Below are 9,813 nucleotides of genomic sequence, written 5' to 3' on the forward strand. Positions count from 1 at the left end.
AGATGAGGATCATGCGTTTTGTTACCCCGCTGTCGCTCGCGCTGGCTCTGGCGCTGACCGGCGGCGCCGTTTCGGCTCCCGCCTCCGCCGCGAAGAAGGAAGAAAAGCCGGCCGGCCGCAAGCTGAACGTGTCGCCCGAAGTGCTCAAGTCGCTCCAGGCGGCCCAGAAGGCGTCCGATGCCCAGGATTTCGCCGGTGCCAAGACGGCGCTGACCGAGGCTGACGGCAAGGCGGCGTCGAACGACGACAAGTATCAGATCGGCGCGATCAAGCTGAACACCGGCATCCAGAGCAAGGATGACGCGCTGAAGATGGAAGGCCTCAACCAGATGCTCGACAGCGGCCTGACGCCGCCCGAGCAGACCGGCCAGTTCAACATGGTGGCGGCCGATGCGGCTCTCGCCCAGAAGAATTACGACGTCGCGATTTCGCGTGGCCAGGCGGCGCTGGCTGCCGGCTACAAGGCGGAACAGGTCAACCCGACCATCGCCCAGGCCTATTTCGGCAAGGCCGGCACCGGCAATGCCTCGGCCGAGCCGGCGCGAGGCTTCAACCAGCAGGGCCTCGCTGCGCTGAAGGCCGCGGCTGACGCGACCAAGGCGTCGGGCCAGCCCGTGCCGGCGCAATGGTATCAGATCGGCGTCAGCCGTGCGGCTGCCGCGCGCCTGCCGGAAGTCACCGATTGGGCCAAGTGGGCCTATGCCGCGAACCCGAGCGGTGAAAATCTGCGCACGCTGATCCGCCTGTTCCAGCAGGCGAACCCGAACATCACCAACCGCGAAAATCTGGACGTGCTGCGTCTGATGTCGGCGGCCAAGGGTCTGGTGGTCGCTGCCGACTTCACCGAACTGGCCGAAATGGCGTCGAAGACGGGTATCTATGGCGAGGTCAAGTCGACGATCGACGCCGGCCGCGCCAAGGGCGTGCTGAACGCCAGCCAGGCGGGCGACATCTATCAGGCCGCCGTGGGCCGCATTCCGGGCGACAAGTCGTCGCTGGGTGCCGCCGAAGCGGATGCCGGCAAGGCCGCCAATGGCAAGGTCGCGGCTGCGACCGGCGACGCCTATCTGGGCTATGGCGACTATGCCAAGGCGGCGGCGATGTTCGAACTGGCCAAGCAGAAGGGTGGCGTCGACGCCGACGAGATCAACACCCGCCTGGGCATTGCCAAGACCATGGGTGGCGATAATGCCGGCGCCAAGTCGGCGTTCGAGGCAGTCCAGGGCGGTGCGCGCAAGCAGATCGCCGATCTGTGGCTGACCTATCTGGGCACCAAGGCCTGAATCTAGTATAAGGCGCGCAGATCGTCGCTGGTTCGGCGGTCTGTGCGCCTATATTTTTTTGAATGACCGGCCGGGGGCCGGGATATTGCAGTGGGGGAGGCCTGTCATGGCCAAGCGGAATCCTGTTTTTCTGACTATCGGACTGCCGGTCGTGCTGGCCGGCGCCATGCTGGCGACGCCGGCAGCGGCCAAGAAGAAGATCGTGGTGGCAGGGCCGCCGATCGAGATGTCGGACGCCTTCCGCGCCGACGTGCAGGCCGCCGAAACCGCGATCAAGGCGCGTGACGCGTCGACCGCCAATCTGCGCATCGCCGCGCTCAATCCGACCACCGACATGGAAGCCTATGCCGCGGCCGGCCTGCGTTTCGAGGTGGCGGTGCTGCGCCGGGACATCCAGGCCCAGCGGATCGCGCTGACCGACATGTTCAAGACCAGTTCGGTGCCCAAGGCGGACGCGCCGCGCCTGCGCTTCATCGCCGGCTATCTGTCCTACATGGTCGCGAACTATACCGATGCGGTGGCGCAGCTCGATTATGCCAAGACGCTGGGCTATTCGGGCATCGACGCCACCATGCTGCGCGCCGATATCGCGATGCGCAAGAACAAGTCCAAGGAAGCCCGCACCTATGTGCAGGAGGCGCTGGCGCAGCAGAAGGCATCGGGTCAGCCGATCCCGGCCGCCTGGTATGACCGCGCCATTTCCATGGCCTATCAGGCCAATGACTGGGATGAGGTGAGCAGCCTCTATCGCGAGCGGCTGGAAGTCTATCCGTCGACCCCGGAATGGCGTTCGGCGCTGACCAACTATCTGGCCGGCCAGGAAAGCGACCCGCAGGTCCAGCTCGACCTCTATCGCCTGCAGGCCGCCAATGGCGCCATGGCGAGCGAGCGCGATTACCAGACCTATGCCCAGCTGGCCGAGAAGACCGGCAATTTTGCCGAAGCCAAGGCGATCATCGAGGCGGGCCGTTCGGCCGGCAAGCTGACCACCAACCAGGCGACCACGGCGCAGTTGCTGAAGGCGGTGACGCCCAAGGCGACCAAGGATATCGCCGCCATGCCCGCGCTGGCGAAGAAGGCGGCGGCGGCGAGCGATGGCAAGGCGGCGCTGAATGCGGCCGACGGCTATTTCTCGCTCGGTCAATATCCGCAGGCGGTGGAGCAGTATCGGCTGGCGTTGAGCAAGGGCGGGGTCGATCAGGGCCATGCCAATGCGCGCCTGGGCATCGCGCTGGCCCGTTCGGGCGATCTGGCCGGCGGCAAGACCACGCTGGCCCAGGTGACCAGCGGCAACTGGAGCAATGTCGCCGGCTTCTGGTCGGTCTGGGTCGATCTGCAGAACCGCAAGTCGGCGCAGCAGGGCACGGCCCAGACGGCCAGCTGATCGCGGCGCGACATGATATGCAAAAGGGCCGGTTCCCCCGTGGGGCCGGCCCTTTTTCGTTGTGTCTGCGTGCCGACTGTTGCGGGCTGACCGGATCAGACCGGCAGCGGGACGCCGGGCAGATTCTTCGACGTGCGGATGGTCAGCGACGTCTTGACGCTCACCACATTGGGTGCCGGCGTCAGCTTCGACGTCAGGAATTGCTGGAAGCTCTGCAGGTCGCGCGCGACCACCTTCAGGATGAAGTCGATCTCGCCGTTCAGCATATGGCATTCGCGCACTTCGGGCAGGGCGTCGACATGGTCCTGGAACGCCTTGAGATCGGCCTCGGCCTGGCTCTTGAGGCTGACCATCGCGAACACGGTGATGGTGTAGCCCAGCATCGCCGGATCGACCACGGCATGATAGGCTGTGATGGCGCCGGCTTCCTCCAGCGCGCGGACGCGGCGCAGGCACGGCGGTGCAGTCAGCCCGACCTTCCGCGCCAGATCCACATTGGTCATCCTGCCATTGTCCTGCAATTCGCCCAGGATCTGCAGGTCGATGTCGTCGATATTGGGCCCCGCCATCAGATTGATTATTTCCTTACCTGTTACTGCGGGCGCATCATAATAATGTTTCAGCGCAATGCAATTGTCCCACTATGCGACGCTCATATTGTGCGTGGAAATCACGCTTTCGCTTTGGGTAAGGACTGCTTATCGGTTAGGATGTAACGAACAGCGATGCGGGCATGCCGCCTGTTACCGCTTGAATATGGGGACTTTGGTTGCGCTTCAACGACATCATGCAAACCGTGCTGGCTGCCGACGATCGCAGCGGCGTGGGCGCGGTGACGCTGTGGCGGCAATGCGTCGACCTGCTGGCGCAGCATGATCGTTATGATCGTCCCCCCATGGACGCACCCGATCGTGAGGCTCTGCTCGGCCGATTGGCCCAGTTGCGGCCGCAACTGTCTGAAATGCAGCGAATCGCGACCGTTGTCGAACTGGGCGGCCGGCTGCGTTCGGCCAGCCTGATCCGCTTCTTTGCCGGTGACCGTCCGGCGATTGCCGGCGCGGCGATGGCACGCGCCCGCCTGTCCGATCCGCTGTGGGCCGCACTGCTGCCGCACCTCAGCCCCACGGCGCGCGGCGTGCTGCGCGGCCGTCGCGACATCGGCCCCGAAACGCGACAGGGGCTCGAAGCCTTCGGCCCGACCGACCTGGTGCTGACCAGCGGCACGAGCGTCCGCGAAGCCGACATGCTGCTGACCGCCGACATGGCGCTCGCGGCCGAGCCTGTCATCGAGCCGGAAGTTGCGCCGCAGCCGGTGGCCGAACCCGGCCCCGACCAGATCCGCAACCTGGTCGACCGCATTGCGCGCTTCACCAGTACCCGGCGACCGCCCGAAGAGGCGCCGCCGCAGGACATCATCGTCGCGCCGGTGTCGCAGCCCGCGCTGCGTGCCGAACAGCCGCATTTCTTTGCGTTCGAGACGGATTCGACCGGCGTGCTGGTCTGGGTGGACCAGGGGCCGCGTGCCGCGCTGGTCGGCCTGTCGCTCGGCGAAATCGCACTCGAGGGGGCAAGCGGCCCCGATGGCCATGTCGCCGGCGCCTTCCAGCGCCGCAGCGGTTTCCAGAATGGCCGTTTCACCATCATCGGCGGGATGATGGCAGGCGAATGGCGCCTGTCGGCAACCCCCTTCTTCGATCCGCGGTCCGGCCGGTTCCAGGGCTATCGCGGCCAGGCACGGCGCCCCTATCTGCACGAAGTGGCGACGACGCCGTCGGGACCGGTGACGATCGCCGGCCTGTCGGCGGATTCGCTGCGCCAGCTGGTGCATGAACTGCGCACGCCGCTGAACGCGATCCTGGGCTTTGCCGAGATCATCGAACAGGAATTGTTCGGCCCGGCCGGCGTCGAATATCGCGAGATGGCCGGCAATATCGCAGTCGATGCGCGCCATCTGCTGGCGGCGTTCGATGATCTGGATCTGGCCGCCAAGGTGTCGCGCGGCGACGGCATCGGTGCGCCGCAGACGATCGATCCGGCATTGCTGGTGATGCAGGTCGCGGCCCGTTTCCGCGACCAGGATGGCCGGGCGGTGACGCCGATCGACATCGCCGTGTCGCAGGATCTGCCGCAGATCAGCATCGATCCGGTGCAGGGCGAGCGCATGGTGCAGCATCTGCTGCGCACGCTGATTTCGGTCGCGCCCGAGGGCGAGGCGGTGACCGGGGCCTGCTGGTTCCAGCCTGATGGCGCGTCGGGCAAGGTTGTGCTGGCGATCGATCGGCCCTCGACGCTGAGCGGCATGGACGAGGCGCATCTGCTCGATCCGGGCTATACGCCGGAGGGCGACTGGGCGGACGGGCCGTTGCTGGGGCTGGGCTTCTCGCTGCGTCTGATCCGCAGCCTGGCGGCCGGTTGCGGCGGCAGCCTGGATGTCGGCCCGGACCGTTTCCTGCTGCGCATCCCGGTCGACGGGATGGAAGAGGATGTCGTTGGCAATGGCTGATTTTCGGGCTGGTCGGGCGCGGGCTTGACCGGAACGAAACCCTATCGCAACCATTGCGGGATAGGGAAGGGCGATGCAATCAGCTCATCATCATGACGGCAATCTGCTTCGGGCGCCGCTGCCCGAGGACATGATTGCGCTTCCGGCCGCGTTCGGCACCCGTTTCATGCTGTTCGTCGATACCGAGGAGGAATTCGACTGGAATGCGCCCTTCCGCCGGGAAGGCCATGGCGTGACGGCGCTGGCCGGCATGGCGCGCGGCCAGGCCTATTTTGCGGCGGCCGGGGTGAAGCCCGTCTATGTGACCGACTATCCGGTGGTGGACAGCGATGCCGCCGCCGGGATGATGGGGGCGTGGGTGGCTGCGGGCGAGGCCGATGTCGGCGCGCATCTCCACCCCTGGGTCAATCCGCCCCATGTCGAGGATGTGAACGCCGCCAATTCCTATGTCGGTTCGCTGCCCGCGGCGGTGGAAGCGGCCAAGCTGGAGGCGCTGTGCCGCCGGATCGAGGATCGCTTCGGTCGGCGGCCGATTGCCTATCGGGCGGGGCGCTATGGCGTCGGCCCCAATAGTGCGCGGCTGCTGGAGGCGGCGGGCTTTCGCCTCGATACCTCGGTGCGCAGCCGGTTCGATTACAGCCATCAGCATGGCCCCGATTTCCATGGCCTGCCGCAAAATCCCTATTGGGCGGGGCCGACACGGTCGCTCGTAGAGCTTCCGCTGTCGACCGCCTTTACCGGCGTGTTGCGGGGCGGCGGCGAGGGGCTTTATCGCGCGACCCAGGCGATGGGGCCGCTGGCCGGTGCGCTGGCGCGGGCGCGGATGCTCTCGCGCGTGCCGCTGACGCCCGAAGGCATCACCGCAGCCGAAGCGACGGCGGCGATCGACGCGCTGATCGAGGAAGGCGTGCGCGTCCTCAATTTCAGTTTCCATTCGCCCACGCTGGAGCCGGGCCACACGCCCTATGTCCGTGACGAGGCCGATCGCACCGCCTTTTACGGCTGGTGGGATAGGGTGCTGAGCCATCTGGCGCGGCGCGGCGTGGCGGCGGTCAGCCTGGATCAATTGCTGGATGCCATTCCTGCGCGCGCGGAGGCTTGCCAAGCCGCCTGATGCTCCTTATCGCCGCGTTCAAGGTGGGGCCTGTAGCTCAATGGTTAGAGCTGGCCGCTCATAACGGCTAGGTTGCGGGTTCGAGTCCTGCCGGGCCCACCATTGTCTCCAAGCTGTTGAAAGGCTTGGAATTCGTTGAAAGATAAGGACTTTTTGCGGACGTCTGTTACATCTGTAACAGTTATCGAAGTATCCAGTCCTATTTCGCTAATGGCGGCGCAGTTTCTTATTTTCGGCGGATTGTGCCCGATAAAAAGCGCGCCACCCTCGGTAAGCATGAAATCATGCTGTTCCTGTGGGCTAAGGATAAAGAGGAAGCCAAACGGCTCATCTCGAAGAAATCCTTAAATCCGACGCGCTGTTTGCCAGTGAAAGTCGAGCATGAACGGGGTGCTCTACAAGCAACGCAGCCGCATCGAGCGCATGCGCGGCCACCGCAAGATCAACTGCGCCACCGCCAGATACTGGCTCAAATTTGTCCAGGACGCCGGGCATCATGAGTCTATGCGCGACACCGAAGGTGATAAATCAGTCAGCGCAAACGCAAGGTAGGGCCGCGCAACCCGCAACAATGCGGACCAGATTGCACCGCGCCATTGCGCCTTCCGGCAGCGTCACCGAAAAGCCTCTGCGCAACGGATCGGGCGCGCCGGGATAATAGTCCGTGCTGACCGCCTGGGCGCCGCTGGCCATGGCCGCCCGTGCCTTGCGATAATCGCCGGCGCGTGCCTCCACCGTATTGGCATCAGTCCGCGTGCGCACGATGACGCCCTGCTTCACCCATGCGCTGATCTTGGCACTATCGACCAGCGGATCCTGCACGATCTCGATCGCGGTTTCGGGCTGATCGTCGGGATACCAGCCGAACATCGCCCGCCCAGCCAGCGAAGGATGGCCATCGCGATAGACGTTGGAGACCGCATCGCGCACGTCGAGCATGATGTAGATGCGGCCTCGCGCGGCATCCAGGCTGGGCCATCCATGGGTGCGCACGGCATCGCGCAGCGTCCTGGCCTTGCCGCGCACCTCATCCGGGGTGATGAGCCGCTTGGATCCCTTAACCACACCCCTCTGGCATGCGCGCCTTTAGTCGAAGTTAATGACCCGAAAAATTATGTATTCTGCAGATCCTGTCGCGTCACAAGTTCTTGATCGCATGCGGATATCTGGAAAAGACAGCGATGTTATTTTCCGCTGCGGGAAGGCGTGGGGGAATTCCGGTCATCTTTTAACGCCCCTTTACGGCCATTCAGTCACCGATTTTCCGGTCCAGGTCGCGGCCAACTCGCTATGCTGCTCTGGATGCCCGGCACTGGCCGCAAGGAGAATGGCTGCGTTCCGCCGATTGAGTGTCAGTCCCATGTCGTTTGAGAATAGCGGCAGACGAACCGTTCGCGCCCATAACAGGCGCATCGAACCGCAGGCTGTCCGATTTCGAAAGACAGGGGGGAGGCGGAGGGCGCATTCCGCAGTCGAGAATGCGCCCATCATCGAGGTTCAGTGGGCCGGATCGAACGCAATGGCTTCGAGTGCGGCCTTGACCTCCTGCGACAGATCCAGCTCCACTGCTGCCAAATTCTCGGTCAGATGCGCGACATTGGACGTGCCGGGGATCAGCAGCATGTTCGGTGCGCGCGCCAACAGCCATGCAAGCGCCAGCTGCATCGACGTAGCGCCCAGGCGATCCGCCAAATGGGCCAATGCCTGCGATTGGATGGGCGAAAAGCCTCCGAGCGGAAAAAATGGGACATAGGCGACGCCCTGGCGCGTCAAGCTGTCGATCAGCGCGTCATCCGCGCGGTGCGCCAGGTTATACTGGTTCTGGACGCACGCGATCGGGACGATGCGCTGGGCCTCCGCGACCTGGCTCTCTGTCACGTTGCTGAGGCCGATATGTCGAACCAGTCCTTTCTCGCGCAGCTGTGCAAGGGCGACGATCTGCGCCTCGATCGACCCTTCCGACGGCGCGTGGATGTCGCCCATAATGCGCATGTTGACCAGGTCGAGAGTGTCGCGGCCAAGGTTTCGCAGATTGTCTTCGACGCCCTGCTGCAATTCGGCGGCACTTTGTGCCGGCAGCCATGAGGCGTTCTTGCCGCGGATCGCGCCCACCTTGGTCACGATCAGGAGATCGTCGCTATAGGGATGAAGCGCATCGCGGATGATCTGGTTGGTCACATGAGGGCCATAGAAATCGCTTGTGTCGATATGGTTCACGCCCGCCGCAACTGCCGCGCGCAGGACCGCGACGGCGGCATCGCGATCCTTGGGCGGGCCAAAGACGCCAGGCCCAGCCAGTTGCATCGCGCCATAGCCCATGCGGTTCACGAAATGATCGCCCAGCTTGAAGGTGCCGGCTTTGCGAAGATCCATCATGTCCTGTCTCCTCATTTGGAGACCGCGATATGGGCTTGTGGCCAGCGAACGATAAGTCGTAGTAATCAGAACAAGCTGTACGGATAATCGAACAATGGCGACGGAACTCGATGATCTTGCCACCTTCGTGGAAGTAGTGCGGGCAGGAGGCTTCCGAGATGCAGCCCGTATTTCGGGCACCTCGGCATCTGGGATGAGCGACGCGCTCAGGCGGCTGGAGGCCCGGCTAGGCGTTCGTCTCCTCCACCGCACGACGCGCAGCATGGCCCTGACCGAAGCGGGCGCGCGGCTATTCGAGCGGCTGTCGCCGGCGCTTTCGGAAATCCGCGACGCGCTCGATGTCGTCAACATCTTCCGTGACAGACCCGCTGGAACATTGCGTTTGAATGTTCCAGCTAATGTCGCCCGCACCGTGCTCCCATCGATCCTCCCATCATTCCTTCGGGTCTATCCCGATATTCGAGTGGAGGTGACGGTAGAGGATGGGTTTGTCGACATATTGAAATCCGGTGCGGATGCCGGGATCCGTTATGAGGAGCGGCTTGAACAGGACATGATCGCGATCCCCATCGGCCCAGCGACGCAGCGGTTGGTTACAGCTGGATCTTCAGCCTATTTCGATCATCATGGGCGCCCCTCGCACCCACAGCAACTGTTGGGCCATAATTGCCTGCGCGGCCGTTTTTCCGGCGGAGCCATGCCGGGATGGGAATTCGAGAGAGAGGGAGAAATTCTCGTTGTCGATCCGACCGGGCCGCTGGTGGTGCAGCCTGGTCTGGCGTGCGAATTGCTGATCGATGCTGCCGTGGCTGGCCTTGGAATTGTGCATCTGTTCGAGGATTGGCTTAAACCGCATATCGAGAGTGGGGCGCTCGAATCGGTTCTCGACGACTGGTGCCAGACCTTCTCTGGTCCCCGGCTCTATTATTCCGGGCGCCGTTATTTGCCGGCGCCCTTGCGGGCTTTCGTGGACTTTATTCGCTTGCAGCGATGGTAAATGGGGCCGCGTCAGAGGGTCACGTCCGTCAATGTGGTGTAATTTCGGTGCTGGCCATCGGGCTGCATTTTCAGGCGGCCTTGGGTGTAATCTGTAGCGGCTGAACCTCCTCGGTTATGGGTGTGGCAAGGGCGGCCATGCCCTCGATCTGCATGT

General features: G+C 63.9%; 9 protein-coding genes and 1 tRNA gene. 7 read left to right on the forward strand and 3 right to left on the reverse strand.

The window, feature by feature from the left end:
- Nucleotides 1-11: 11 nt before the first annotated feature.
- A complete protein-coding gene (locus AC13EK_RS22030) occupies nt 12-1,283 on the forward strand; it encodes a YfgM family protein (RefSeq protein ID WP_004207650.1) in 1,272 nt (423 codons plus the stop codon).
- A 106-nt stretch (nt 1,284-1,389) separates the two neighbouring features.
- Nucleotides 1,390-2,667 (forward strand): tetratricopeptide repeat protein, encoded by a 1,278-nt coding sequence (locus tag AC13EK_RS22035; protein ID WP_069338140.1) that lies wholly within the window; start codon nt 1,390-1,392, stop codon nt 2,665-2,667.
- A gap of 95 nt (nt 2,668-2,762) precedes the next feature.
- On the opposite strand, the gene AC13EK_RS22040 is transcribed toward AC13EK_RS22035, so the two are convergent.
- On the reverse strand, nt 2,763-3,236 hold the full coding sequence (locus AC13EK_RS22040) for an Lrp/AsnC family transcriptional regulator (protein WP_004207648.1): 474 nt from the start codon (nt 3,234-3,236) through the stop codon (nt 2,763-2,765).
- Nucleotides 3,237-3,436: 200 nt separating this feature from the next.
- Between AC13EK_RS22040 and AC13EK_RS22045 the strand changes: the two genes are divergently transcribed.
- From AC13EK_RS22045 to AC13EK_RS22060, 4 genes are all read left to right on the forward strand, one after another.
- Nucleotides 3,437-5,170, forward strand: a complete 1,734-nt coding sequence (locus tag AC13EK_RS22045; RefSeq protein ID WP_069338141.1) for a sensor histidine kinase — start codon at nt 3,437-3,439, stop codon at nt 5,168-5,170.
- Between the two features lie 73 nt (nt 5,171-5,243).
- A complete protein-coding gene (locus tag AC13EK_RS22050; protein WP_069338142.1) occupies nt 5,244-6,284 on the forward strand; it encodes a polysaccharide deacetylase family protein in 1,041 nt (346 codons plus the stop codon).
- A 26-nt stretch (nt 6,285-6,310) separates the two neighbouring features.
- Nucleotides 6,311-6,386: transfer RNA gene (locus AC13EK_RS22055), tRNA-Ile, on the forward strand.
- Between the two features lie 279 nt (nt 6,387-6,665).
- Nucleotides 6,666-6,836, forward strand: a complete 171-nt coding sequence (locus AC13EK_RS22060; RefSeq protein ID WP_168708713.1) for a hypothetical protein — start codon at nt 6,666-6,668, stop codon at nt 6,834-6,836.
- On the opposite strand, the gene AC13EK_RS22065 is transcribed toward AC13EK_RS22060, so the two are convergent.
- Nucleotides 6,813-7,349 carry a Ca2+-dependent phosphoinositide-specific phospholipase C gene (locus AC13EK_RS22065; RefSeq protein WP_202968963.1) on the reverse strand — a complete coding sequence of 179 codons (537 nt, stop codon included), beginning with the start codon at nt 7,347-7,349 and terminating at the stop codon, nt 6,813-6,815. The two genes, AC13EK_RS22060 and AC13EK_RS22065, sit on opposite strands and share 24 nt — an antisense overlap.
- A gap of 432 nt (nt 7,350-7,781) precedes the next feature.
- The gene (locus tag AC13EK_RS22070) at nt 7,782-8,660 is read right to left on the reverse strand and encodes an oxidoreductase (protein WP_069338143.1); all 879 of its coding nucleotides are present in this window, start codon (nt 8,658-8,660) and stop codon (nt 7,782-7,784) included.
- A 94-nt stretch (nt 8,661-8,754) separates the two neighbouring features.
- Here AC13EK_RS22070 and AC13EK_RS22075 point away from each other — a divergent pair, with 94 nt between their 5' ends.
- Nucleotides 8,755-9,657, forward strand: coding sequence for a LysR family transcriptional regulator (locus tag AC13EK_RS22075; RefSeq protein WP_069338144.1), 903 nt, complete (start codon nt 8,755-8,757; stop codon nt 9,655-9,657).
- Nucleotides 9,658-9,813 lie beyond the last annotated feature (156 nt).

It is taken from the genome of Sphingobium sp. L-44, assembly GCF_056859495.1.

Coding starts and splice junctions, on each gene's coding strand:
- AC13EK_RS22030 (WP_004207650.1), top strand. CDS start 12: ATGCGTTTTGTTACCCCGCTGTCGCTCGCGCTGGCTCTGGCGCTGACC.
- AC13EK_RS22035 (WP_069338140.1), top strand. CDS start 1,390: ATGGCCAAGCGGAATCCTGTTTTTCTGACTATCGGACTGCCGGTCGTG.
- AC13EK_RS22040 (WP_004207648.1), bottom strand. CDS start 3,236: ATGGCGGGGCCCAATATCGACGACATCGACCTGCAGATCCTGGGCGAA.
- AC13EK_RS22050 (WP_069338142.1), top strand. CDS start 5,244: ATGCAATCAGCTCATCATCATGACGGCAATCTGCTTCGGGCGCCGCTG.
- AC13EK_RS22060 (WP_168708713.1), top strand. CDS start 6,666: ATGAACGGGGTGCTCTACAAGCAACGCAGCCGCATCGAGCGCATGCGC.
- AC13EK_RS22070 (WP_069338143.1), bottom strand. CDS start 8,660: ATGATGGATCTTCGCAAAGCCGGCACCTTCAAGCTGGGCGATCATTTC.
- AC13EK_RS22075 (WP_069338144.1), top strand. CDS start 8,755: ATGGCGACGGAACTCGATGATCTTGCCACCTTCGTGGAAGTAGTGCGG.